This is a genomic window from Enterobacter sp. CPE_E890 (genome assembly GCF_046521475.1).
GTDB lineage: Bacteria > Pseudomonadota > Gammaproteobacteria > Enterobacterales > Enterobacteriaceae > Enterobacter > Enterobacter adelaidei.
The window spans coordinates 4,342,893-4,366,387 of sequence record NZ_JBKFZW010000001.1 but is presented as its reverse complement, the minus strand read 5'-3'; the positions used below and the strand labels follow the sequence as shown (position 1 = coordinate 4,366,387).

Here is a 23,495-nt window from a genome sequence, read left to right as displayed (position 1 = left end):
GAGAATCAAATGAAAGTAACAATTGATACAGGCGTCGCGCCATACAGCGACGCATGGGCCGGGTTTCGCGGTGAAGAATGGAAAAACGCCGTCAACGTGCGCGATTTTATTCAGCATAACTACACCCCTTATGAAGGCGATGAAGCTTTCCTCGCGCAGGCGACGCCTGCAACGACGGCGCTCTGGCAGAAGGTAATGGTCGGCATTCGCCTGGAGAATGCCACCCATGCCCCGGTGGATTTTGATACTAACATCGCCACCACAATTACCGCGCATGGGCCTGGATATATCGACCAGGATCTGGAGACCATTGTCGGCCTGCAGACTGACAAACCGCTCAAACGCGCCCTGCATCCATATGGCGGGATCAACATGATCCGCAGCTCGTTCGAAGCCTATGACCGCGAAATGGATCCGCAGTTTGAATACCTGTTTACCGACCTGCGTAAAACCCATAACCAGGGGGTGTTTGACGTCTATTCGCCGGAGATGATGCGCTGCCGTAAATCCGGCGTGTTGACCGGTTTGCCGGACGGTTACGGACGCGGACGCATCATCGGCGATTACCGCCGCGTGGCGTTGTACGGGATCGCTTATCTGGTGCGCGAGCGCGAACTTCAGTTTGCGGATCTGCAGGGTAGGCTGGAGCGCGGCGAAGATCTGGAGGCGACGATCCGCCTGCGCGAAGAGCTGGCGGAACACAAGCGTGCGCTGCTGCAGATCCAGCAGATGGCGGCGAACTATGGCTTTGATATTTCTCGTCCGGCGATGAATGCCCAGGAAGCTGTGCAGTGGGTTTACTTTGCCTACCTGGCGGCGGTGAAATCTCAAAATGGCGGGGCGATGTCGCTGGGGCGTACGGCCTCGTTCCTCGATATTTATATTGAACGTGACATGCAGTCCGGGCGTCTGAATGAGGTCCAGGCACAGGAGTTGATCGACCACTTCATTATGAAGATCCGCATGGTGCGTTTCCTGCGTACGCCGGAGTTCGATACGCTCTTCTCCGGCGATCCGATCTGGGCGACGGAAGTGATCGGCGGCATGGGGCTGGATGGGCGCACGCTGGTGACCAAAAACAGCTTCCGCTATTTACACACCCTGCACACCATGGGACCAGCGCCGGAGCCAAACCTGACGATCCTCTGGTCTGAAAAACTGCCGATTGCGTTCAAGAAATATGCCGCGCAGGTGTCGATCGTCACCTCGTCGCTGCAGTATGAGAACGACGACCTGATGCGGGCCGACTTCAACAGTGACGACTACGCGATAGCCTGCTGCGTCAGTCCGATGGTGATCGGCAAGCAGATGCAGTTCTTTGGCGCCCGCGCCAACCTGGCGAAAACGCTGCTGTACGCAATCAACGGCGGGATGGATGAGAAACTGAAGATCCAGGTGGGCCCGAAAACCGAGCCGTTGCTGGATGAAGTGTTGGATTACGATACCGTGATGGCGAGCCTCGATCACTTTATGGACTGGCTGGCGGTGCAGTACATCAGCGCGCTGAATCTCATTCACTACATGCATGATAAGTACAGCTACGAAGCCTCGCTGATGGCGCTGCACGACCGGGACGTATACCGCACCATGGCCTGCGGCATTGCCGGCCTGTCGGTGGCGGCGGACTCCCTGTCGGCCATTAAATATGCCACGGTGAAACCGGTGCGTGACCATACCGGTCTGGCGGTTGATTTCGTGATTGAAGGTGACTACCCGCAGTACGGCAACAATGATGACCGCGTGGACAGTATTGCCTGCGATCTGGTCGAGCGCTTTATGAAGAAAATTCAGGCACTGCCAACCTACCGAAATGCAGTACCGACCCAGTCGATTCTCACCATCACCTCTAACGTGGTGTACGGCCAGAAGACCGGGAACACGCCGGACGGACGCCGCGGCGGCACGCCGTTTGCCCCAGGCGCGAACCCGATGCACGGCCGCGACAGGAAAGGGGCGGTGGCCTCGCTGACGTCGGTTGCCAAGCTACCGTTCACCTATGCGAAAGACGGCATCTCCTATACCTTCTCGATTGTGCCGCAGGCGCTGGGTAAGGACGAACTGGTGCGCAAAACCAACCTGGTGGGGCTACTGGACGGCTACTTCCACCACGAAGCGGCTATCGAAGGCGGACAGCATCTGAACGTCAACGTCATGAACCGGGAGATGCTCCTGGATGCCATTGCGCATCCGGAGAATTACCCAAACCTGACGATTCGCGTTTCAGGGTATGCGGTGCGCTTTAATGCGCTGACGCGTGAGCAGCAGCAGGATGTGATTTCGCGAACGTTCACTCAGTCAATCTGACGAAATGAGCCTTCATGCCCCCTTCCTGACAGGGGGCATTTTTTTGCCCGCTAAACATACAAAATTGTTTATATAATTATTCACACATATTCATCCGCTCTTGAAAAACAATGCTCCTGCTTTTCCCTATAACAGAATGTAAGGACAGTAAGATGATGAAAATGACCCGTATTGCTTTGGTTGCAGTATCGCTGGCAGCATGCAGTTTTACGGCGCAGGCCGCTAACGTGGAAGCCGCTCCATCACCGTCACAGGATCCACTGGTACAACACCTTAAGCTCAGCAATGAGCAGGTTAAGAAGATTGAAGGTCTGCATAATCAGCTGGAACAAAATGTTAGCAAGATCCCAATGACCGGCGTAAAGGATCGGGCGCTAATTGATATGTTCCAGGCAGGAAAATGGGATGAAAACACGGTGAAAAGTCAGCTTGCTGCCTTCAGCAAAATTGAAGAGCAGACCCGTTACTATCGCGTGAAATATTACTTCGATGTCAGCCAGGTTCTGACGCCGGAACAGCGTAAGCAGATTAGGACCGATATGGCGAATGCGCTGGCCGAGTGATCCTGGAACCAACCATATAAAATGGAACCTCACAGAATCGCTTCAATTAGATTCTGTGAGGAATGAGGCTGACAATCATGCCGAGGCCCGTTCATTCCATGCATCAGAGAATTGAATATTCCCGTCGCAATAGATCCAGGTCGCTTTTTCGTAGCGCAATTGAATAGATTCCAGGTGACCTGTACCAGGGCAGTTACGAGTATCGTTAACAATAGGGGAGATAGAGACAACTTTAACATCTTCCAGCACTGTTCTAAAATATTCGACCTCCCAACCAGCATTGTTAATTCGGTAATATCTGAACTCAACTTTCTTAAGGTTTTGTCCTGTAGCTACCGCCTTGTAAAGGTATGGAGACGAGCTATCAATTTCCTTCTCGAACAGGAAAGGTGCGTGTTTTCTGGTACCGGTTAATCTTCCGGAGAGTGGATCTGTCGGAATACTCAAATTATGAGTTAAGCCTCTTATTTCGATACTCCCTTCACGATCCTGAACATCACATGAACCTGTAATGAGAGAACCACCATTATCATAAAACCAAACATGAACAGGTACTGCCATTATAAAAAATCCTTTTATAAATCAATCGTGGATCCATTTGCCTGCCTTTACCGCTTCAACAAACATTCTTACTGTCAATGGCTTTGATATTTGCTTAACCGGTTCTTTAGTAAACCATTTCCTGAAAAACCAAGTTTGAGTCCAGGGGAAATAATTTTCGGTGTTAACTTCGATAAGATACTCTTTTTCGAATCTCTCAATGGCATATACAATATCATCCAAATCGGTGTAATCCTGTAAAACATCATCTATTTCAAGCGGGATTCTCTTGCCCGAAAATGTTCCTTGTTCGGGTAAATTGTCCCTGAAGAATTTTAAAACATCAGTTTCACTATCCATCATCACCAAATCCGATCTTTAGGCTGTGCAATCATATTATATCGTGAAAGCGTTTTGTAACTTATCATTGCAACATCTGCGGCAAGTATGGTTATCCCTAGTGCAGGTATCCATCGGCCGATGAACGCACCTAAGTTTTTGGTATACATTGGTTTTCGGTATTTAAAACTTGCAAGTGTAATTGTAGGTAGTCGGTGTGGTAGTTGTACATTCAGTAGATCTCGCAGGTACTTAGATGCCACGGATGTGCCAATTGTAGCCGTTTCAGGTTTTGTTCTGGTTTCAAGTATAGGTAAACCAAGAATCATAGTGGCCATCATTACAGCATCCTTTAATCCGCCAAACTGTTCGTCGGTGGCATCCAGAAAAATCCAAAAAAATAACTCTGATGCAGATATATTACATACACCTTTATAAAAGTACGTTCCATTGAGTTCTTCAACAGTATCTATTTAATAATCATGTTTATCATGTGATTCGTTGTAATGGCATCCTATAAAAAGCAGAGGGCAGAGAGTAGAATATTCGTCTTTATAAATTCCGAAATTTAATTTTCAGAAGGGCATGTTTCTTTGATCTGCATCACTTTTAGAAATTTTTAATTATTTTTTATTTTTTTTTTGGTGATTTTTCTCCAAATGCAGAAAATCCTTATGAAAATTGTGACTTTTTTCTCTCCCCCTCTCCAGATATGATCTTCCCACACCAATAACACACACCTGCAGCTGTCTGAATCGCAATCGCTGGCGATCGGAATCCTATAAAAACAACTGTTTACCCTACAAAATAAGCGAGTGCCCAATGGATACGGCAACAAACAGCAGTGTGATTGTAAATGATTCCCCGGCGGCAAGACGGGCGGGAATGCGTGAAAGCGAATGGCAAGAGGCGATTAAATTCGACAGCACCGACACAGGTTGGGTCATCATGAGTATCGGGATGGCTATCGGTGCGGGGATTGTTTTTCTCCCGGTACAGGTAGGATTAATGGGGCTGTGGGTCTTTTTACTTTCCTCGATTATTGGTTATCCGGCCATGTATCTGTTCCAGCGTCTGTTTATTAATACGCTGGCCGAATCCCCGGAATGCAAAGATTACCCGAGCGTCATTAGCGGTTATTTAGGTAAAAACTGGGGCATCTTATTAGGCGCGCTCTATTTCGTGATGCTGGTGATCTGGATGTTTGTCTATTCCACGGCCATCACCAACGACAGCGCCTCGTATTTACATACCTTTGGTGTCACAGACACTCTGCTCTCGAAAAACCCTTTTTATGGTTTATTCCTGATCTGCATTCTGGTCGCCATTTCGTCGCGCGGTGAAAAACTGCTGTTTAAAGTATCCAGCCTGATGGTGCTGACCAAATTATTCGTGGTTGCCGCGCTGGGGCTGTCAATGATGGGTCTTTGGCATTTAGCCAATGTCGGCATGCTGCCTCCAATGGGCCTGCTGATTAAAAACGCCATTATTACGCTGCCTTTTACCTTAACGTCGATTCTCTTTATTCAGACCTTAAGTCCGATGGTCATCTCCTATCGTTCACGGGAAAAATCGGTTGAAGTGGCGCGGCACAAAGCATTACGGGCAATGAATATTGCTTTTGGCGTGCTGTTTGTGACGGTCTTTTTCTATGCTGTCTCCTTCACGCTGGCAATGGGCCACGATGAGGCGGTAAAAGCTTACGAACAGAATATTTCTGCCCTGGCGATCGCGGCGCAGTTTATCAGTGGTGATGGTGCAGGCTGGGTCAAGATTGTCAGCGTGATCCTGAATATCTTTGCCGTAATGACCGCATTCTTCGGGGTCTATCTCGGCTTTCGCGAGGCTACGCAGGGTATCGTGATGAACATCCTGCGCCGCAAATTACCGGCAGAAAAAATCAATGAAAACCACGTTCAGCGCGGCATTATGCTGTTCGCCATCCTGCTGGCCTGGAGCGCAATTGTATTAAACGCGCCGGTGCTGAGTTTCACCTCTATTTGTAGCCCCATCTTCGGCATGGTGGGCTGCCTAATCCCTGCATGGCTGGTCTACAAAGTCCCGGCGCTGCACAAATATAAAGGCGTATCGCTGGTGATCATTGTCATCACCGGGTTGCTGCTTTGTGTTTCTCCTTTCCTCGCATTCTCCTGAGGGTAAATAAGGTCGTAACGATGTCTGAGCAAACTCAAACTTTATGGAAGCAATTTATTCGCACGGTGCAGGAAGAAGTTAAACCTGCACTTGGGTGTACCGAACCGGTGTCTCTGGCGTTGGCCTGCGCGATTGCTGCGGCGCATCTGCCGGGTGACGTCACGCAGATTGAGGCGTGGGTATCACCGAATCTGATGAAAAACGGGCTTGGCGTGACGGTGCCGGGCACCGGCATGGTCGGGTTACCCATTGCGGCGGCGCTGGGGGCCATTGGCGGCAACGCGCAGGCCGGGTTGGAGGTGTTGAAAGATGTCACTGCCGATGCGCTGTCACGTGCTAAAGCTCTGCTGGATGCAGGTCAGGTGCAGGTGAAACTGCAGGCGCCGTGCGATGAAATTCTTTACTCCAGAGCCTGCGTTTACGCCGGGAATTCCTCGGCAATGGTGACTATCGCTGGTGGACATACGCGAGTAGTGGAGGTGGTTTGCCAGGGGACAACGCGCTTTGCGCTTGACGATCGGCAAGGCGAAGTGAGTGACGATCCGCTGGCGGTGCTGTCAAACACTACGCTGTCGCAGATCCTTGAGTTTGTAGAACACGTTCCGTTTGAGGCTATCCGTTTTATCCTGGAGGCCGGAAAGTTGAATGATGCCCTCTCCCGTGAAGGGCTCAGCGGGAAGTGGGGGCTGCACATTGGCGCAACACTCAATAAACAGCGCTCGCGTGGGTGGATGGCGCAGGATCTGGGGTCGGACATTGTTATCCGCACCAGCGCGGCATCCGACGCCAGGATGGGCGGTGCGACGCTACCTGCGATGAGCAATTCAGGATCCGGGAATCAGGGGATCACTGCTACCCTGCCGGTAGTGGTCGTCGCTGAACACGTTCAGGCTGATGACGAACGACTCGCACGAGCCCTGATGTTGTCACATCTTTCGGCAATCTACATTCATTCCCAGCTTCCACGTTTGTCGGCACTGTGTGCGGCTACCACGGCAGCGATGGGGGCTGCGGCAGGAATGGCCTGGCTGTTGGGCGGAAGCTACCAGACTATCTCAATGGCGATTGGCAGTATGATCGGTGACGTCAGCGGGATGATCTGCGATGGGGCGTCTAACAGCTGCGCCATGAAGGTTTCTACCAGCGTGGCAAGTAGCTGGAAAGCGGTGATGATGGCGCTGGATGATTCTGCTGTGACGGGAAATGAAGGGATCGTGGCGCACGATGTAGAGCAGTCAATAGCGAACTTGTGCGCGCTGGCGTGCCGCTCAATGCAGGCAACGGATCAGCAAATTATTGAGATTATGGCGAGCAAAGTGTCGTGAATTTTTCCCCCTCTCTTCAGAGGGGGAATATATTACACCGGCAAATCAATCAACAACGCGCGCAGTGGTGTATCAGCAACCAGTGTGATATTCGCTTCATCACGAATAAACGCCCCGTCACCACAGGTGAGCGCTTCTTTCTCTTCCGTGTGCGTCACCGCATGCACCGTGCCGTGAATTGACTGCAGATAGGCGCGCGGGCCATGCAGCTGGAAGCTTGCCTGTTCGCCTTTCTTCAGTTCAATGTGATGCAGCCATACCTGCTGACGCAGTTGCAGGCTGCCTTTACTACCGTCCGGGGAGGCAATCAGCTGCTGCTTATCGCCCGTCAGGTCAACCTTCTGTACCGGTGGATTTTCCCGCTCCGGACAGGCATCGAGCCAGAGTTGCATACGGGTCAGCGTCTTCTCTTTGCTGAGGTTATGCTCGCTGTAGCTGATGCCTGGCTGCGTGGAAATCAACAACGCTTCGCCAGCCTTTGCCTGGACATGATTGCCCTCGCTATCGCGGTATTCTGCCTCGCCTTCCAGGATCAGGTTCAGGATATCGACTTTCGGATACGTACGCGGCTGGAAGGAGGCGCCCGGGGCGAGCACTTCCTGATTTAACACGCGCAATGAAGCGTAACCGAGGAGTTTCGGGTCAAAGTAGTGTCCAAAGGAAAAGGTGTAGCGGGCCTGCAGCCAACCGAAATCGGCTTGTCCGCACTGTTTAGCTGTTCTTGTCGTAATCATAAACTTGACCTCTCTTTACACTCAAACAATGGTAAAGGTATGGACGCTTCATTGTTAGCCAGATATTCTGCCGGGTATGTTCAAATTTCCTGAATGAGAACGAGATGGCTAAAGAGAGAGCATTGACGCTTGAGGCGCTTCGCGTCATGGACGCGATTGACCGACGTGGCAGTTTTGCGGCGGCGGCAGATGAACTGGGGCGCGTTCCGTCTGCGCTAAGCTACACCATGCAGAAGCTGGAGGAAGAGCTGGACGTGGTGCTGTTTGACCGCTCCGGTCATCGAACAAAATTCACCAACGTTGGGCGGATGCTGCTGGAGCGCGGTCGCGTCCTGCTGGAAGCGGCGGACAAGCTGACGACGGATGCCGAAGCACTGGCACGAGGCTGGGAAACTCATCTGACGCTGGTCACCGAAGCACTGGTCCCCACCGAAGCACTGTTTCCGCTGGTGGACCGCCTCGCAGATAAGGCGAATACCCAGCTGTCGATCATTACTGAGGTACTGGCAGGTGCTTGGGAGCGTCTGGAGACGGGCAGGGCGGATATCGTCATTGCCCCGGACATGCACTTCCGTTCCTCGTCGGAAATCAACTCCCGCAAGCTCTACAGCGTGATGAACGTCTACGTCGCTGCACCCAATCACCCGATCCATCAGGAGCCTGAGCCGCTCTCTGAAGTGACGCGCGTGAAGTATCGCGGCGTGGCGGTAGCGGATACCGCACGTGAACGTCCGGTGCTAACGGTGCAACTGCTGGATAAACAACCTCGTTTGACGGTGACTTCACTGGAAGATAAACGGCAGGCGCTGCTGGCTGGCCTGGGCGTGGCGACCATGCCGTACCCGTTTGTCGAAAAAGACATTGCAGAAGGTCGGCTGCGCGTTGTCAGCCCGGAATATAGCCACGAGGTGGATATCATTATGGCGTGGCGTCGCGATAGCATGGGAGAAGCCAAATCATGGTGTTTACGCGAAATCCCGAAGCTTTTCGCTCATTATAATAAATAGATCTGTAGGCCCGGTAAGCGCAAGCGCCACCGGGCATTGAATCAGGCATTGAGTTTAGGGTCGGCACCAAAGCGGTTTTCGCCTGGCGTGCCGCTCTGACAGTTGAAGATCAAAATGACAATCCAGCCCACAACCGGGATCAACAGCAGCAGTAACCACCACGCTGAACGATCGGTATCGTGTAGTCGGCGGAACTGTACGGCCCAGGAGGGCAACAGAATAAATATACCGTAAATGGAGGTGAGAACACCTTCCCCGCTTGCCCGCTCCCAACCCAGAATTTTATCCACAATCCCCAGCACCAGGATGAGGATGAAGTTCACCAGAACGAACATCCAGTACTCTTTACGGCGCGCACGGCCACCAAATCCAATGTAGTTACGCAGTACTTTTAAATACCAGTCCATTTTTCCCTGCCTCTGTAATCGGTCAATCACTTGTTTTCTAAGCGATCGAGATAAGGATAGATGGAGATTGTGAATTAAAAAAGGGCATCTATTGATGCCCCTAATATTTAGCGGAAACGGACGTCACGACCGTGCGGCTCATTCAGATCCTGCCACGGGCCAATGGAGATAATGCCCGTTGGGTTGATGGTCTTATGGCTGCGGTAGTAGTGGGTGCGAATGTGGTCAAAATCGACCGTTTCGGCAATACCCGGTGTCTGGTAGATGTCACGCAGAAAACCATACAGGTTCAGGTAGTCACTGATGCGGTGCTTGTCGCATTTAAAGTGGGTGACATACACCGGATCAAAGCGCACGAGGGTAGTCCACAGACGAATATCCGCTTCCGTCAGTTGGTTGCCTGTCAGGTAGCGATGCTGGCCGAGCAGTTGTTCCATACGCGCCAGCGATTCAAACACTTTCCCGACCGCTTCGTCATACGCTTCCTGACTGGTGGCAAAACCGGCCTTGTAGACACCGTTATTGACGTTGTCGTAAATCCAGCTGTTCAGCTCATCAATTTTCTCACGCAGTTCTACCGGGTAATAATCTCCGGCGCGAGCGCCATGGGCATCAAACGCGGTGTTGAACATGCGGATAATCTCCGCAGACTCATTGCTGACGATTGTCTGGTTTTTCTTGTCCCACAATACCGGAACGGTAACGCGCCCGGTGTAGTGCGGATCGGCACGCAGATACAGTTGGTACAGGAAATCGTGGTGATAGAGATCGTCCCCCGTTGCTGCAGGGAAATCGGCGTCAAACGTCCAGCCATTTTCCAGCATCAGCGGGTTCACCACCGAAACGGGAATTAACGTCTCAAGACCTTTGAGCTTGCGTACAATCAGCGTGCGGTGCGCCCACGGACAGGCGAGTGAAACATAAAGATGGTAACGATCTTTCTCGGCCGCAAAACCGCCTTCGCCGCTCGGGCCTGGGGCACCATCGGCAGTCAGCCAGTTACGGAAGGCGGAAACTGAGCGCTTGAAGCGGCCTCCGGTAGATTTGGTGTCATACCAGACATCCTGCCAGATGCCGTCTACGAGTTGTCCCATTTTTTTCTCCTCCGTCAGATAGCAAAAGCGAGGAGATATCTCCTCGCTTTGTGTTCATTCAGTATAGCGTGTGCTTACCATTTCTTGTTCAGAACGCGGTCGATGCTGTATGCGCCCGGGCCAGTGACGGCCAGCAGCAGGAAGCCACCCGCGATGGTCAGGTTTTTCATGAACATCAGAGAGTTCACGCCTTCCGCAAAGTTGCTGTGGAAGATAAACGCTGTCAGCACGGTAAAGCCTGCGGTAAACAACGCGGTGGTACGGGTCAGGAAGCCGAACAGCACTGCCAGACCGCCGCCGAACTCAAGCAAAATGGTCAGTGGCAGCAGGAACCCCGGCACGCCCATGGCTTCCATATACTGCTGGGTACCCGCATAACCGGTGATTTTGCCCCAACCTGCCACGATGAACAGAATTGGCATCAGAATACGTGCGACCAGTACACCAACATCTTCTAATTTTTTCATTTTACTCTCCAGGAAACCACATGAGCGGCTGAACATTATTTGTCTGCAATTCCGCGTAGATACCGCGGCGTTGCTGTCGATGGAGAGGATAATAAACGGGGCGGGTGGTAATTGTTAGCAAGGAAAACTGTCAATCTTTTTCAAAGATATTGAGGAAGGGAGGGGGATTTTGCCGGGTGGCGCAGCGCCACCCGGCGAGAAGGCTACCGCAACTGCTGCTACCGCAACTGCTGCTGGCGCAGCGTTGCTTTCACCAGACGCCAGGCGCTCCAGACTCCAAAGCCCCGACGCGTCCAGCGAATGAGCTTACTTGGGTGACGAACGCCCCAGATAGCCATAATGCTGGTGCCGACCAGTGCCCAGGAACGAACGTTCAGGAAGGTATTCCAGCCACGATCGAGCGGACGCGTTGCCTCTATCCAGTCGCGGCGGCTGGCTGACAGATCCAGCCTCTGCTGCTGGATCTGGCTTAACAGAAACGCTTTACGTTTCTGGCGCTCGGCTTTGTCGCTCACGGCTTATCATCCTCCAGCAGGGTGCGATCGTTAGCCAGCTCCTGGCGCGTATGACGCAGGAAAGTGGATTTGCGTGCTTTACGCAGTGTCCATACCCCGCCAATCAACGCTGCCAGCAACAGGACGACGGTGGTGACAATCATCGCGTTAAGACGATACTGCGGGTCAATGGCCCAGATGATGAGTACCATCAGGCTCATCAGGCCGAACGCAGCGAAGAGCATGGTCAGCCCGAGCATCAGCAGCATCTGGAAGAGGTTTGCTTTCTCCTCTTCCAGCTCAACGACGGCCAGTCGGATGCGGGTTTCGGCGATGGCGACCAGCGTGGTTAAAATACGCTGGCCAATGCCGAGGACGTTTTTAGCAGGCCCTTGTGCGTGACGAGGATCTTCCATAATCAACGACGCGTGAGCAGGACACCCAGCACCACACCTACCGCGGCACCAATACCTACGCCTGTCCAGGGATTATCCCGAACATATTCATCAGCACGAGCAGCGGCTTCGCGGGTTTGCTTCGCCAGCGCGTCACCCGTTTCACCCAGACGGTGACGGCTCTCTTTCAGGGCTTGTTCCGCTTTGCTACGCAGTTTGCTCACTTCTTCCTTGGATTTATCGGCGGAGGAGTTCAGCACCTCTTCCAGAGTGTCGGCCAGGGATTTCAGTTCAGCGCGCAGATTTTCAGACGTCGTATCTTTTGACATGATTTTCTCCTGTTGAGATTTCCGTTAACTCAATAATCGCGAGCTTCCAGCGCTTTCAGGTCATCCTGCGCTTCTTTCAACTTCTTCTCGCGCTTAGCAATTTTTTCCGCATCCCCTTTCTCTTTCGCTTCCTGCAGGTCGCGACGGCGCTCGGCTATCTCGTCCTTCTGTTCAGCGATTTTTTTCTGGTGATCGGCACGTAGCTTGCTGTCTGAACAGTTCGCTTTCACTTCGCTCAGCGCTTTTTTAAGACCCTCAACACGATGGTGATTGTTATGCTTTTCGGCATAACCGATCTCACGCTGAATATCCTGTTCTTTCTCCTGGCAGAGAGCGTTTGCGAAGGATGCTGTGCTTAAAGAAAAAAGGGCCAGAGCCAGAGTCATGCGGAATTTCATTATCGAAACCTTCCATTGTGTTGCGGCGAAAGCCGCTATCCAAAGTTATGCGGAGTACATTTGAGGGGTGCTCCGCGTACTTAAGCATAGTAAGTAAACGGGGGATTCACCAAAGTGAGTGAAAAGATTCGGAATCCTGGAAATTATCCAAGCCGATGCGACGTATCACGAATCAATGATAACCAGGCTGTAGGCTGGCTGTCATCTTCCTGCTGGGCAATGATATATCCTTGCGGCAGCGTTCGGTCGAGAACCACTTTTGCGGCGGCACTTTGCGCACGAGAATCAAACGTGATCAGTAAAACATCATCCTTCGGTGTGATGCTCTTGAAGCGGATCCCGTTCGCATCCAGATGATGCCAGACGGAAAAACCGTCTGGCACACTGGCACCCTGATTGACCGGACGAATGGCCAGCGTAGACTCCTGATGCGAAAGCGCGCTCCAGACCAGAAGCATGGCACTAATAAGCACCAGGGCGATCAGGGCGTATGCACAACGACGCAGGGAGAGCGCGGAGATAACCATTGTTAGCTCCTGGCTCCGTATTTTTTCTTCCACAGGACAACCAGTGAACCAATCAGACCGAAGACCAGCAGAACAACGGGCAGCAGCATCAGGCACGACATCAGTTGATCTTCATACTTCATGAAGACGGGGGTTTTACCCAGAGCATAACCCAGCGTTGTCAGGATCAGAACCCATAGCAGACCGCTCATCCAGTTAAAGAACTGGAAGCGTGTGCTGCTCAATCCGGAAAGACCTGCAATGGTTGGCAACAGAGTGCGTACAAAGGCGATAAAGCGGCCAATCAGCAGCGCGGAGAGCCCGTGCTTATGGAAAAGGTGGTGCGCTCGCTGGTGATAATGGGCAGGAAGATGAGAGAGCCAGTTCTGCACGAGCCTGGTATTGCCCAGCCATCGTCCCTGGATGTAACTCACCCAGCAGCCGAGGCTTGCGGCGACGGTCAGGAGTAAAATAGTTTGTGGAAACGCCATTGCCCCTTTGGCGCACAGCACGCCGACAAGCACCAGCAAGCTGTCACCAGGTAAAAAGGCGGCAGGCAGCAAACCGTTCTCAAGGAACAGGATCATAAACAAGACAAAATAGAGCATGCCAATCATGGAAGGGTTGGCCAGCGTTTCAAAATCCTGTGCCCAGAGGGCATGCAGTAGTTGGGTCAAAAGTTCCATTCAGTGTTCCTGGAAATCGGTTAACGTCACGCCTGTTATCCGGGACAAACAGCACGGCGACATTGTAGTGATTTCATTATGGTCGCTCGCGGACACATTGCGGTGTGGCCAACACTGTTCCCTGTTAATTGGCTGGTTAGCAAGCACTAACTTACAAAATAAGGAATTGAATCCAATTGTAACAAAGCCCAACGGTCTGCGTCACAGAATTTGCGGGGTGGGATGATTTTGGCGCAAGCCCAGGAAGTGAGCGAGGGGATTTACAAAGGCTGACACTATATATGTTTTGCTTACCCACGTAAGCCGGAAGGCGCAACGAAGCGCCTGCCAGCGAAAAGGTGATCTATTTTGCGGCACTGGATGCCGTATCGAGATGAACGACGGGATTATCGGCAAAAAGATAGCGGTCAGCGTTAAATTCAAAGTCGTCGCTGGTTTCATTGAACAGCATCAGCTTCGTGTTTTCCAGGTGCTGCCACATCGCCAGTTTAGCGGCATGCGGGTCTTTACGAATCAGCGCCTTAAGGATTTGATCGTGATCGTCACACCAGTTGTCGACAGTGCGGGAATCAATATGGTCGTGAAGTTTCTTCCAGTACGGGTTGTGAACACGCTGAGTCCACATTTTCTCAACGATTGCCGCCAGCGCCGTATTTTGAGTTGCCAGGGCAACCTGAACGTGGAACTGCAGATCCCACTCTGAATCCCGGAAACATTTTTCCTTACGGGCATTCTCCTGGATTTCCATCAATTTCATGATGTCCTGCTTGGTCACCTGGGTCGCGGCGAATTCCGCAATATTGCTTTCGATCAGTTGGCGAGCCTGGAGCAGCTCAAACGGACCATAGCTGGCGAACTCCAGACTTTCGTCTGCGACCGGAGAGTGTTTCGGCTGATTAGAAATCACGTGAATGCCGGAGCCTTTGCGTACCTCAACGTAGCCTTCCACTTCCAGCATGATAATCGCTTCGCGGACAACGGTACGGCTCACGCTTTTTTCATCAGCAATGAAGCGCTCGGCGGGGAGTTTATCACCGACAAGATAGACACCTTGCTCGATACGATTTTTCAGCTCGGCAGCAAGTTGTTGATATAAACGACGTGGTTCGGTGATTTCCATATGCGCTCCAGGCAGGGTACGGCGGATGATTTGTTATACCACTTTTACGTGCCAGTCTCCAGATTTCGCCATGAAAAAAGCCGCCCGAAGGCGGCTTCTTTGATGCGAGATTTTTTACTAACTTTGTGTTGCCGGATTCCCAAGGGACTCTTTCGCCAGCTCGTCGGCTGACTTACTTTTCAGCACCGTCCAGATAACCACCGCACCCATCAGGTCGAAAATAGCCAGTACGGCGAACAGCGGGCTGAAGCCGATGGTATCTGCCAGCGCACCCACCACCAGTGCGAACATCGTACTTGCGGTCCAGGCTGCCATACCGGTCAGGCCGTTTGCTGTAGCGACTTCGTTACGACCGAAGACGTCAGAGGAAAGTGTAATCAGCGCACCGGACAGTGACTGGTGAGCAAAACCACCAATGCACAGCAGGGCGATAGCCACATATGGGCTGGTGAACAGACCGATCATGCCCGGGCCAATCATCAGCAGCGCACCCATGGTCACGACCATTTTACGGGAAACAATCAGGTTCACGCCAAACCAGCGCTGGAACAGCGGTGGCAGGTAACCCCCCACGATACAGCCCAGGTCAGCAAACAGCATCGGCATCCAGGCGAACATCGCGATCTCTTTCAGGTTAAAGCCGTAGACTTTGAACATGAACAGCGGGATCCACGCGTTAAAGGTCCCCCAGGCCGGTTCAGCCAGGAAACGTGGCAGGGCGATACCCCAGAACTGGCGGGTGCCCAGGATCTGCCAGACAGACATTTTTTTGCCGTTGTTGGTCTGGTGCTGCGCTTCCTGACCACCAATAATGTAGTCACGCTCTTCTTCAGACAGTTTTTTCTGATCGCGCGGATGCTTATAGAAAACCAGCCACGCCATTGCCCAGGCAAAACTCAGCACGCCAGAAATGATGAACGCCATTTGCCAGCTGTGCATCACGATAGCCCACACCACCAGCGGTGGCGCAATCATCGCACCGATGGACGAGCCCACGTTGAAGTAACCGACTGCAATGGAACGCTCTTTCGCCGGGAACCACTCGGAGCTGGCTTTCAGCCCAGCGGGGATCATCGCGGCTTCTGCCGCACCGACCGCACCACGCGCTACTGCCAAACCGCCCCAACTGCCTGCCAGCGCGGTTGCACCGCAGAACACCGCCCAGGCGATAGCGAAGAAGGCATAACCGATTTTGGTACCGAGAATATCCAGCACATAGCCAGCAACGGGCTGCATGATGGTATAAGCCGCGGAATAGGCGGCAATGATGTAGGAGTATTGCTGCGTGGAGATATGCAGCTCTTCCATCAACGTTGGCGCTGCAGCTGCCACGGTGTTACGCGTCAGGTAGCCCAGCACGGTGCCTAACGTCACCAGTGCGATCATATACCAACGTAACCCTTTAATTTTACGCATCTAAAACCTCATCGTTATGTTATTTCCGCGCCAGAGCACGGCAACGTCTCAACCGTTTCCGGGAGCAGTTGTGTAACGGGAGGGGCGTAGCCGGGAGAATGTCCCGGAACGGCCCGAACCTTGCCATAAGTAAGCGTGCATAAGTCGGTATCCGTACCGTTAAACCCGCTGCCTCTCACATCGGTAATGCATTCCGTCGGCTGAGTGTTTGCGACGGCGAAAAAGATAACTTGTCATACAACTTCAAAAGGTGAGTGACATCACAAATGTATGATTCTTTGTAGGGACATTATCTGTTGCGTGCAAAGCTAGTTCTGGCGCGGCCTGGAGAAGGGTTTACTCCATATAGGGTAATTTATTTGTTGACGTTTATTGATCTCACTCACGAAAAAAGCTTCGGTCGATGGAAATTGGTGTGATAACTTTGCAGCATATGAACATACGCTTTCTGACGCTCCCGTTACGAGGAAGACGATAATGACGCCGTTTATGACCGAAGATTTTCTGTTAGATACTGAATTTGCCCGCCGCCTGTACCACGACTACGCAAAAGACCAGCCAATTTTCGACTACCACTGCCATTTGCCCCCGCAGCAGGTTGCCGAAAATTACCGTTTCAAAAATCTGTATGACATCTGGCTGAAAGGTGACCACTACAAATGGCGCGCGATGCGTACCAATGGTGTGGCTGAACGTCTGTGTACTGGCGATGCGACTGACCGTGAGAAGTTTGACGCATGGGCAGCGACGGTTCCGCATACCATCGGCAACCCGCTATATCACTGGACGCACCTTGAACTGCGTCGTCCATTTGGCATTACGGGTAAGCTGCTTTCCCCGACAACGGCGGATGAAATCTGGAATCAGTGCAACGCGCTGCTGGCGCAGGAGCAATTTTCTGCGCGCGGTATCATGAAGCAGATGAACGTGAAGATGGTGGGTACGACCGACGATCCGATTGACTCTCTGGAGCACCACGCCGCGATCGCCAAAGACACTGCGTTTGATATCAAAGTGCTGCCAAGCTGGCGTCCGGATAAAGCCTTCAACATCGAGCAGACCACCTTCACCGACTACATGGCGAAGCTGGCGGAAGTCTCTGATACCGACATTCGTCGTTTCGCAGACCTGCAAACCGCGCTGACCAAACGTCTGGACCACTTTGCCGCGCAGGGCTGTAAAGTCTCTGACCACGCGCTGGACGTCGTGCTGTTTGCGGAATCAAACGAAGCCGAGCTGGATAGCATCCTGGCGCGTCGTTTGTCCGGTGAATCCCTGAACGAGCACGAAGTCGCTCAGTTCAAAACGGCGGTACTGGTATTCCTCGGCGCAGAATATGCCCGTCGCGGCTGGGTACAGCAGTACCACATTGGTGCACTGCGTAATAATAACCAGCGCCAGTTCAAGCTGCTGGGCGCGGATGTGGGCTTCGACTCCATCAACGATCGTCCGCTGGCAGAAGAGCTGTCTAAGTTGCTGAGCAAGCAGAACGAACAAAACCTGCTGCCAAAAACCATTCTCTACTGCCTGAACCCGCGCGATAACGAAGTGTTGGGCACCATGGTCGGCAACTTCCAGGGGGAAGGGATGCCGGGCAAGATGCAGTTCGGCTCCGGCTGGTGGTTCAACGACCAGAAAGACGGCATGGAGCGTCAGATGACGCAGTTGGCGCAGCTTGGCCTGTTAAGCCGCTTTGTTGGCATGCTGACCGACAGCCGCAGCTTCCTCTCCTATACCCGTCATGAATATTTCCGCCGCATTCTGTGCCAGATGATTGGTCGCTGGGTTCACGCAGGCGAAGCGCCGGCAGATATCCAGTTGCTGGGTGAAATGGTGAGAAACATCTGCTTTAACAATGCGCGTGACTACTTCGCCATTGAACTGAACTAAGGCTGTTTGAGGTTGATATGCAATACATCAAAATCCATTCGCTGGATAACGTTGCCGTAGCGCTGGCAGATCTGACCGAGGGGACGAAAGTCACTTTTGATAATCAGTCGGTCACGTTACGCCAGGCCATTGGACGCGGACATAAATTTGCCCTGACCCCCATCGCTAAAGGGGAGAACGTGGTGAAGTATGGTTTGCCGATTGGTCATGCGCTCGCGGAAATTGTGCCGGGTGAATACATTCATTCTCACAATACCCGTACTAATCTGAGCGATCTGGACGAGTACAGCTATCAACCTGATTTACCCGCGAAAGAGAGTCAGGCGGCGGATCGTGAAGTGCAGATCTACCGTCGCACCAGTGGCGAAGTGGGGATCCGCAATGAGCTGTGGATCCTCCCTACCGTCGGTTGCGTGAATGGGATTGCACGTCAAATTCAGACCCGCTTTCTGAAAGAGACCAATAATGCTGAAGGCACCGATGGCGTACATCTGTTCAGCCATACTTACGGCTGCTCACAGCTCGGCGACGACCATATCAACACGCGCACCATGCTGCAAAATATGGTGCGCCATCCGAATGCCGGTGCGGTGCTGGTGATCGGTCTGGGGTGCGAAAACAATCAGGTCGATGCCTTCCGTGACACGCTGGGCGTGTTTGACCCTGAGCGCGTACATTTTATGGTATGCCAGCACCAGGATGACGAAGTGGAAGCGGGTATTGAGCAACTCCACCAGCTATATGAGGTGATGCGACACGACAAACGCGAGCCGGGCAAGTTGAGCGAGCTGAAGTTTGGTCTGGAGTGCGGCGGGTCTGATGGCCTGTCCGGTATCACCGCTAATCCGATGCTGGGCCGCTTCTCTGATTACGTGATCGCCAACGGCGGCACGACGGTACTGACCGAAGTGCCGGAAATGTTCGGCGCGGAACGTATTTTGATGAGCCACTGCCGTGACGAAGAGACGTTTGAAAAAACCGTCACCATGGTGAATGACTTTAAACAGTACTTCATCGCCCACAATCAGCCGATTTATGAGAACCCGTCGCCGGGTAACAAAGCGGGTGGTATCACCACGCTGGAAGAAAAATCTCTCGGCTGCACCCAGAAAGCGGGGGCCAGCCAGGTGGTGGACGTTCTGCGTTACGGTGAGCGGCTGAAAACGCACGGCCTAAACCTGCTGAGTGCACCGGGTAACGATGCCGTGGCAACCAGTGCGCTGGCCGGGGCTGGCTGTCATATGGTGCTGTTCAGTACGGGCCGAGGTACGCCATACGGTGGTTTTGTGCCAACAGTGAAAATCGCCACCAACAGCGAGCTGGCAGCAAAGAAAAAGCACTGGATCGACTTTGATGCCGGTCAGCTCATTCACGGCAAAGCGATGTCGTCATTGCTGACGGAGTTTGTGGATACAATCGTAGAATTTGCCAACGGCAAGCAGACCTGCAACGAGAAGAATGATTTCCGCGAGCTGGCGATCTTTAAGAGTGGTGTGACGCTGTAAGTGTATTGTCGGGTGGCGCTAACGCTTACCCGACCTACTGAACCTTGTAGGCCCGGTAAGGCGTAGCCGCCACCGGGCTTTTCTTTTTAGCTGCGCAGGGCGTTCTTCGCTAAACGCGCGTCTTCCGCCTGACAGGCCGCTGCGGTGAACAGCACGTCGGTAGAGGAGTTCAGCGCGGTTTCGCAGGAGTCCTGCAGCACGCCGATAATAAAGCCGACGGCCACAACCTGCATGGCAATCTCATTCGGGATACCGAACATATTACAGGCCAGCGGGATCAACAGCAGTGAACCGCCCGCCACGCCGGATGCGCCACAGGCACACAGCGACGCCACCACGCTCAACAGCAGTGCGGTTGGCAGATCCACCGGAATACCCAGCGTATGCACCGCCGCCAGCGTCAGGACGGTGATAGTGATGGCCGCCCCCGCCATGTTCACGGTGGCACCCAGTGGGATTGATACGGAATAGGTATCGCGATCCAGGTTCAGTTTTTCCGCCAGCGCCATGTTCACCGGGATGTTCGCTGCCGAACTACGGGTGAAGAAGGCGTAGACGCCGCTTTCACGCAGACAGGTCAGTACCAGCGGATACGGGTTGCGGCGGATCTGCCAGAACACCAGCAGCGGGTTGATCACCAGTGCCACCAGCAGCATACAGCCAACCAGAACGACCAGCAGCTGCGCGTAGCCCCACAGCGCGTCAAAGCCGGTGGTTGCGAGCGTGGAGGAGACCAGACCGAAGATCCCGATTGGCGCAAAACGAATCACCAGTTTCACCATGAAGGTCACGGCGTTGGACATATCGTTGACCAGATTTTTGGTGGTGTCGTTACCGTGACGCAGCGCAAAGCCCAGACCAATCGCCCAGACCAGGATGCCGATGTAGTTTCCGCTCATCAGCGCCGTGATTGGGTTGGATACCATGCTCATCAGCAGACCGCGCAGCACTTCCACAATCCCGGATGGCGGTGTGATATCGCCAGCGGCGCTGGTCAGATGCAGCGTGGACGGGAAGAGGAAGCTAAACACAACGGCTGTTAATGCAGCAGAGAAGGTACCCAGAAGATACAGGAACAGAATAGGGCGAATGTTGGTTTTTTGTCCGTGCTGATGGTTGGCAATCGACGCCATAACCAGCATCAGAACCAGTACCGGCGCGACGGCTTTCAGTGCGCCAACGAAAAGCGTACCAAGTAATCCCGTTGCTTCTGCTGTAGGCTTTGACACCATCGCCAGCAGAATACCCAGTACCAGTCCTGTCAGAATTTGTTTTACAAGACTCCCCTGCGCCAGGCGCGCAAAAAGCCCAGTTGATTGTGTGCTCATACATTATTCCTGAGTGAAATTGTGTTCCATCCTGGATGTGCTCTAAGTCACATTTATGTCCAGATGTAAATAAATGTTTGCCTGGTTGAGTATAGGGAAACCGCATCTGGAGGGAAGCGTAAAATGCTGGATTTTACGTGTTGCGTCATGTTTTTTAACTATTAGTTAACGAGAATGCCCGGTAAGCGCAGCGCTACCGGGCAAAACACACTAAACCTGCTGCTTTCTATCGTGCTGGCGGTTAACCCAGGTATTGATAATCAGCGTCACGATCAGAATGCCAAACACCACGCCGAGCGAAATGGCGATAGGGATATGGTAGAAATCGACAATCAGCATCTTGATACCGATAAATACCAGGATCACCGACAGGCCGTACTTCAGCATTGAGAAGCGCTCCGCCGCGCCCGCCAGCAGGAAGTACATGGCACGCAGGCCAAGAATGGCGAACAGGTTAGAGGTCAGAACGATAAACGGGTCAGTGGTCACGGCGAAGATAGCCGGGATACTGTCTACCGCGAAAATCACGTCACTCAGCTCCACCAGAATCAGCACCAGCAGCAGCGGGGTGGCAAACAGCAGGCCGTTTTTACGTACAAAGAAATGCTCGCTCTCGATCTTGTCGGTCATGCGCAGATGGCCACGGATCCACTTCACCAGCGGGCGATCGCCAATCGCTGAGCCATCTTCTTTTGCCAGAGCCATTTTGACCCCGGTGAACAGCAGGAACGCACCGAAGACATACAGCAGCCATTCAAACTGCGTAATCAGCCAGCTACCGGCGAAGATCATGATGGTACGCAGAACGATCGCGCCCAGCACGCCGTAGACCAACACGCGGCGCTGCAGGGCTGCAGGCACGGCAAAGTAGCTGAACAGCATCAGCCAGACGAAGACGTTATCAACCGCCAGGGCTTTTTCAATCAGATAACCGGTGAGGAAGGCGAGCGCTTGAGGATCGGCCACCGCGCGGCCTTCAGTCGAGGCCAGATACCACCAGAAGGCAGCACAGAAGAGCAGGGAGAGGGTAACCCACACCAGCGACCAGACGGCGGCCTGTTTCATGGTCATGCCGTGTTCGCCACGACGCCCCTGCAAAAAGAGGTCGATCGCCAGCATGATGAGCACGACAACCGCGAATCCGCCCCACAACATTGGAGTGCCGACAGAATGCATACTATTTTCCTTACACATAAAAAAACAAAAACGGCTATGGTCAGAAGACGATAGCCGTTAGCTTTTTATGCATAGACCTCGCCTTCCGGCAAGGTCTCACTTACAACCACGAGGGTTGCCCGGCGACCGGATGCGGTATTGCACGCATCGTAATGACGATCCACCGGCAAGGAAGTTACTCCCCTTTGCGGGTAACAAAATATGTCAGACCATCGGTTTCGTCAATGGTTGACAGGGTTTCATTACACAGCTTTACGCGATAGCTTCTGCGCTCACGTCATCTGCCGGGAAGACCACGCCAGTCTGACGGCGGATCTCCGTTTGCAGTTTCGCCGTGGTGCGACTGACCGCGAGTCCAGGGTGGTTCACTTCGTTGTCTTCGACCAGACGGGCAAAGACCTCTGCCTCATAGAGCATAGTGTTAATATGCTGAGGCTGCGTCAGCTCTTGCGCTTTACCGCCGCGCGGGACAAAGCTCAGCTTCTGACACTCAGAAATTTTTTCGATAACCAGCGATCCCGCTTCACCCTGAATTTCACTTGGCAGCACAGAATCACTCACTTTTGAATGTTGCAGCGTGACGCTGAAATCCCCGTAATCCAGCGTCACTACGCCGTGCGCATCTACGCCGCTTTCCAGCAGGCTGGCTTGTGCACTGACGCTGTGTGGCTCGCCCCACAGTGCCACGGCGGAAGCCAGGCAGTAGAAACCGATATCCATAATCGAGCCGTTAGAGAAGGCCGGGTTGAAGGTGTTCGGGTTCTCGCCGTCGAGGTAACGCTGATAGCGAGATGAGTACTGGCAGTAGTTAATAAAGGCTTTACGCACTTTGCCAATTTTCGGCAGGGACTGCTGCAACAGCAGGAAGTTCGGCAGGCTGGCGGTTTTGAACGCTTCGAACAGCACCACCTGGTTTTCGCGGGCAAGCGCAATGGCGGCTTCCACTTCCTGAATATTCGAGGCCAGCGGCTTCTCGCAAATCACATGCTTTTTATGGCTGAGGAACAGCCTGGTTTGCGGGAAGTGCAGGGAGTTCGGGCTGGCAATATAGACCGCGTCAATGGCATCGCTTTGCGCCATCTCGTCGAGCGAGGTGAACAGATGTTCGACCAGGTAATCGTTCGCAAAGGTCTGCGCCTGCTCAAGGCTGCGGGAATAGACTGCGGTGAGTTTATATTTGCCGGTTTCGTGGGCGGCGTCGACGAACTGGCGTGTGATCCAGTTCGTTCCAATGACTGCGAAACGTATCATAAACGTTTACGTACTCCGTAGCTGGGAACCTTTAGCCACTGTAGCACGTCATCATGACAATTCGCGT

General features: G+C 53.0%; 25 protein-coding genes. 7 read left to right on the top strand and 18 right to left on the bottom strand.

Annotation, left to right across the window (positions count from 1 at the left end; genetic code table 11):
- The first annotated feature begins 9 nt into the window (after positions 1–9).
- Together pflB and ACLHV9_RS21550 are read left to right on the top strand one after the other, a co-directional pair.
- The gene (gene pflB, locus ACLHV9_RS21555; protein ID WP_407221063.1) at positions 10–2,304 is read left to right on the top strand and encodes a formate C-acetyltransferase; all 2,295 of its coding nucleotides are present in this window, start codon (positions 10–12) and stop codon (positions 2,302–2,304) included.
- A gap of 152 nt (positions 2,305–2,456) precedes the next feature.
- Positions 2,457–2,867, top strand: a complete 411-nt coding sequence (locus ACLHV9_RS21550; protein ID WP_028017085.1) for a Spy/CpxP family protein refolding chaperone — start codon at positions 2,457–2,459, stop codon at positions 2,865–2,867.
- A gap of 75 nt (positions 2,868–2,942) precedes the next feature.
- On the opposite strand, the gene ACLHV9_RS21545 is transcribed toward ACLHV9_RS21550, so the two are convergent.
- From ACLHV9_RS21545 to ACLHV9_RS21535, 3 genes are read right to left on the bottom strand one after another with little or no spacing between them, the layout of a single operon-like run.
- A complete protein-coding gene (locus ACLHV9_RS21545) occupies positions 2,943–3,428 on the bottom strand; it encodes an Hcp family type VI secretion system effector (RefSeq protein ID WP_407221062.1) in 486 nt (161 codons plus the stop codon).
- A gap of 21 nt (positions 3,429–3,449) precedes the next feature.
- Positions 3,450–3,767 (bottom strand): DUF1493 family protein, encoded by a 318-nt coding sequence (locus ACLHV9_RS21540; RefSeq protein ID WP_028017087.1) that lies wholly within the window; start codon positions 3,765–3,767, stop codon positions 3,450–3,452.
- Between the two features lie 2 nt (positions 3,768–3,769).
- The gene (locus tag ACLHV9_RS21535; protein ID WP_028017088.1) at positions 3,770–4,219 is read right to left on the bottom strand and encodes an STM2901 family protein; all 450 of its coding nucleotides are present in this window, start codon (positions 4,217–4,219) and stop codon (positions 3,770–3,772) included.
- A 349-nt stretch (positions 4,220–4,568) separates the two neighbouring features.
- Here ACLHV9_RS21535 and ACLHV9_RS21530 point away from each other — a divergent pair, with 349 nt between their 5' ends.
- Both ACLHV9_RS21530 and ACLHV9_RS21525 read left to right on the top strand, forming a co-directional pair.
- The gene (locus ACLHV9_RS21530; RefSeq protein WP_407221061.1) at positions 4,569–5,900 is read left to right on the top strand and encodes a hypothetical protein; all 1,332 of its coding nucleotides are present in this window, start codon (positions 4,569–4,571) and stop codon (positions 5,898–5,900) included.
- Between the two features lie 20 nt (positions 5,901–5,920).
- Positions 5,921–7,225, top strand: coding sequence for a serine dehydratase subunit alpha family protein (locus tag ACLHV9_RS21525; RefSeq protein ID WP_108090515.1), 1,305 nt, complete (start codon positions 5,921–5,923; stop codon positions 7,223–7,225).
- Between the two features lie 32 nt (positions 7,226–7,257).
- Here the strand turns inward: ACLHV9_RS21525 and ACLHV9_RS21520 are convergent, their stop codons facing one another.
- On the bottom strand, positions 7,258–7,959 hold the full coding sequence (locus ACLHV9_RS21520; RefSeq protein WP_028017091.1) for a pirin family protein: 702 nt from the start codon (positions 7,957–7,959) through the stop codon (positions 7,258–7,260).
- A 104-nt stretch (positions 7,960–8,063) separates the two neighbouring features.
- On the opposite strand from ACLHV9_RS21520, the gene ACLHV9_RS21515 reads away from it, so the two are divergent.
- On the top strand, positions 8,064–8,966 hold the full coding sequence (locus tag ACLHV9_RS21515; protein WP_028017092.1) for a LysR family transcriptional regulator: 903 nt from the start codon (positions 8,064–8,066) through the stop codon (positions 8,964–8,966).
- Between the two features lie 41 nt (positions 8,967–9,007).
- Here the strand turns inward: ACLHV9_RS21515 and ACLHV9_RS21510 are convergent, their stop codons facing one another.
- The 11 genes from ACLHV9_RS21510 to ACLHV9_RS21460 all read right to left on the bottom strand — a co-directional run bounded on the left by ACLHV9_RS21510 (position 9,008) and on the right by ACLHV9_RS21460 (position 16,278).
- Positions 9,008–9,373 (bottom strand): DUF805 domain-containing protein, encoded by a 366-nt coding sequence (locus ACLHV9_RS21510; protein ID WP_028017093.1) that lies wholly within the window; start codon positions 9,371–9,373, stop codon positions 9,008–9,010.
- Between the two features lie 107 nt (positions 9,374–9,480).
- The gene (locus ACLHV9_RS21505; protein ID WP_108090514.1) at positions 9,481–10,467 is read right to left on the bottom strand and encodes a glutathione S-transferase family protein; all 987 of its coding nucleotides are present in this window, start codon (positions 10,465–10,467) and stop codon (positions 9,481–9,483) included.
- Between the two features lie 74 nt (positions 10,468–10,541).
- Positions 10,542–10,934, bottom strand: a complete 393-nt coding sequence (locus tag ACLHV9_RS21500) for a DoxX family protein (protein ID WP_023309292.1) — start codon at positions 10,932–10,934, stop codon at positions 10,542–10,544.
- A 218-nt stretch (positions 10,935–11,152) separates the two neighbouring features.
- A complete protein-coding gene (locus ACLHV9_RS21495; protein WP_108090513.1) occupies positions 11,153–11,449 on the bottom strand; it encodes a YqjK-like family protein in 297 nt (98 codons plus the stop codon).
- Positions 11,446–11,844 carry a phage holin family protein gene (locus tag ACLHV9_RS21490; protein ID WP_407221060.1) on the bottom strand — a complete coding sequence of 133 codons (399 nt, stop codon included), beginning with the start codon at positions 11,842–11,844 and terminating at the stop codon, positions 11,446–11,448. Before ACLHV9_RS21490 ends, ACLHV9_RS21495 begins: the two co-directional genes overlap by 4 nt.
- 2 nt (positions 11,845–11,846) lie before the next feature.
- The gene (locus ACLHV9_RS21485; protein WP_028017098.1) at positions 11,847–12,152 is read right to left on the bottom strand and encodes a YqjD family protein; all 306 of its coding nucleotides are present in this window, start codon (positions 12,150–12,152) and stop codon (positions 11,847–11,849) included.
- Positions 12,153–12,181: 29 nt separating this feature from the next.
- Entirely contained in the window at positions 12,182–12,550 is a 369-nt protein-coding gene (locus ACLHV9_RS21480) for a DUF1090 domain-containing protein (protein ID WP_028017099.1), read from the bottom strand.
- 143 nt (positions 12,551–12,693) lie between these two features.
- The gene (mzrA, locus tag ACLHV9_RS21475; RefSeq protein WP_028017100.1) at positions 12,694–13,077 is read right to left on the bottom strand and encodes an EnvZ/OmpR regulon moderator MzrA; all 384 of its coding nucleotides are present in this window, start codon (positions 13,075–13,077) and stop codon (positions 12,694–12,696) included.
- 2 nt (positions 13,078–13,079) lie between these two features.
- The gene (gene yqjA, locus ACLHV9_RS21470) at positions 13,080–13,742 is read right to left on the bottom strand and encodes a DedA family general envelope maintenance protein YqjA (protein ID WP_028017101.1); all 663 of its coding nucleotides are present in this window, start codon (positions 13,740–13,742) and stop codon (positions 13,080–13,082) included.
- Positions 13,743–14,085: 343 nt separating this feature from the next.
- Positions 14,086–14,862: a transcriptional regulator ExuR gene (gene exuR, locus ACLHV9_RS21465; protein WP_108090510.1), complete on the bottom strand. Its 777-nt coding sequence runs from the start codon at positions 14,860–14,862 to the stop codon at positions 14,086–14,088.
- A 117-nt stretch (positions 14,863–14,979) separates the two neighbouring features.
- Positions 14,980–16,278: an MFS transporter gene (locus tag ACLHV9_RS21460; RefSeq protein ID WP_108090509.1), complete on the bottom strand. Its 1,299-nt coding sequence runs from the start codon at positions 16,276–16,278 to the stop codon at positions 14,980–14,982.
- A gap of 477 nt (positions 16,279–16,755) precedes the next feature.
- On the opposite strand from ACLHV9_RS21460, the gene uxaC reads away from it, so the two are divergent.
- Together uxaC and ACLHV9_RS21450 are read left to right on the top strand one after the other, a co-directional pair.
- Positions 16,756–18,168: a glucuronate isomerase gene (gene uxaC, locus ACLHV9_RS21455; protein ID WP_108090508.1), complete on the top strand. Its 1,413-nt coding sequence runs from the start codon at positions 16,756–16,758 to the stop codon at positions 18,166–18,168.
- A gap of 17 nt (positions 18,169–18,185) precedes the next feature.
- On the top strand, positions 18,186–19,673 hold the full coding sequence (locus ACLHV9_RS21450; RefSeq protein WP_108090507.1) for a UxaA family hydrolase: 1,488 nt from the start codon (positions 18,186–18,188) through the stop codon (positions 19,671–19,673).
- Positions 19,674–19,759: 86 nt separating this feature from the next.
- Here the strand turns inward: ACLHV9_RS21450 and sstT are convergent, their stop codons facing one another.
- From sstT to ACLHV9_RS21435, 3 genes are all read right to left on the bottom strand, one after another.
- Positions 19,760–21,001 carry a serine/threonine transporter SstT gene (gene sstT / locus ACLHV9_RS21445; protein WP_108090506.1) on the bottom strand — a complete coding sequence of 414 codons (1,242 nt, stop codon included), beginning with the start codon at positions 20,999–21,001 and terminating at the stop codon, positions 19,760–19,762.
- A gap of 210 nt (positions 21,002–21,211) precedes the next feature.
- The gene (locus ACLHV9_RS21440; protein WP_028017107.1) at positions 21,212–22,177 is read right to left on the bottom strand and encodes a TerC family protein; all 966 of its coding nucleotides are present in this window, start codon (positions 22,175–22,177) and stop codon (positions 21,212–21,214) included.
- 252 nt (positions 22,178–22,429) lie between these two features.
- Positions 22,430–23,428 (bottom strand): Gfo/Idh/MocA family protein, encoded by a 999-nt coding sequence (locus ACLHV9_RS21435; RefSeq protein WP_108090505.1) that lies wholly within the window; start codon positions 23,426–23,428, stop codon positions 22,430–22,432.
- Positions 23,429–23,495: the final 67 nt, after the last annotated feature.

Bases quoted from the DNA above. Each gene is read 5' to 3' on its own strand.
- ACLHV9_RS21480 (WP_028017099.1), bottom strand. From the start codon at position 12,550: ATGAAATTCCGCATGACTCTGGCTCTGGCCCTTTTTTCTTTAAGCACA.
- uxaC (WP_108090508.1), top strand. From the start codon at position 16,756: ATGACGCCGTTTATGACCGAAGATTTTCTGTTAGATACTGAATTTGCC.
- ACLHV9_RS21485 (WP_028017098.1), bottom strand. From the start codon at position 12,152: ATGTCAAAAGATACGACGTCTGAAAATCTGCGCGCTGAACTGAAATCC.
- ACLHV9_RS21550 (WP_028017085.1), top strand. From the start codon at position 2,457: ATGATGAAAATGACCCGTATTGCTTTGGTTGCAGTATCGCTGGCAGCA.
- ACLHV9_RS21520 (WP_028017091.1), bottom strand. From the start codon at position 7,959: ATGATTACGACAAGAACAGCTAAACAGTGCGGACAAGCCGATTTCGGT.
- ACLHV9_RS21490 (WP_407221060.1), bottom strand. From the start codon at position 11,844: ATGGAAGATCCTCGTCACGCACAAGGGCCTGCTAAAAACGTCCTCGGC.
- ACLHV9_RS21435 (WP_108090505.1), bottom strand. From the start codon at position 23,428: ATGATACGTTTCGCAGTCATTGGAACGAACTGGATCACACGCCAGTTC.
- ACLHV9_RS21450 (WP_108090507.1), top strand. From the start codon at position 18,186: ATGCAATACATCAAAATCCATTCGCTGGATAACGTTGCCGTAGCGCTG.
- ACLHV9_RS21460 (WP_108090509.1), bottom strand. From the start codon at position 16,278: ATGCGTAAAATTAAAGGGTTACGTTGGTATATGATCGCACTGGTGACG.
- ACLHV9_RS21545 (WP_407221062.1), bottom strand. From the start codon at position 3,428: ATGGCAGTACCTGTTCATGTTTGGTTTTATGATAATGGTGGTTCTCTC.
- sstT (WP_108090506.1), bottom strand. From the start codon at position 21,001: ATGAGCACACAATCAACTGGGCTTTTTGCGCGCCTGGCGCAGGGGAGT.
- ACLHV9_RS21510 (WP_028017093.1), bottom strand. From the start codon at position 9,373: ATGGACTGGTATTTAAAAGTACTGCGTAACTACATTGGATTTGGTGGC.
- ACLHV9_RS21530 (WP_407221061.1), top strand. From the start codon at position 4,569: ATGGATACGGCAACAAACAGCAGTGTGATTGTAAATGATTCCCCGGCG.
- ACLHV9_RS21540 (WP_028017087.1), bottom strand. From the start codon at position 3,767: ATGGATAGTGAAACTGATGTTTTAAAATTCTTCAGGGACAATTTACCC.
- ACLHV9_RS21505 (WP_108090514.1), bottom strand. From the start codon at position 10,467: ATGGGACAACTCGTAGACGGCATCTGGCAGGATGTCTGGTATGACACC.
- yqjA (WP_028017101.1), bottom strand. From the start codon at position 13,742: ATGGAACTTTTGACCCAACTACTGCATGCCCTCTGGGCACAGGATTTT.
- pflB (WP_407221063.1), top strand. From the start codon at position 10: ATGAAAGTAACAATTGATACAGGCGTCGCGCCATACAGCGACGCATGG.
- mzrA (WP_028017100.1), bottom strand. From the start codon at position 13,077: ATGGTTATCTCCGCGCTCTCCCTGCGTCGTTGTGCATACGCCCTGATC.
- exuR (WP_108090510.1), bottom strand. From the start codon at position 14,862: ATGGAAATCACCGAACCACGTCGTTTATATCAACAACTTGCTGCCGAG.
- ACLHV9_RS21500 (WP_023309292.1), bottom strand. From the start codon at position 10,934: ATGAAAAAATTAGAAGATGTTGGTGTACTGGTCGCACGTATTCTGATG.
- ACLHV9_RS21515 (WP_028017092.1), top strand. From the start codon at position 8,064: ATGGCTAAAGAGAGAGCATTGACGCTTGAGGCGCTTCGCGTCATGGAC.
- ACLHV9_RS21525 (WP_108090515.1), top strand. From the start codon at position 5,921: ATGTCTGAGCAAACTCAAACTTTATGGAAGCAATTTATTCGCACGGTG.
- ACLHV9_RS21440 (WP_028017107.1), bottom strand. From the start codon at position 22,177: ATGCATTCTGTCGGCACTCCAATGTTGTGGGGCGGATTCGCGGTTGTC.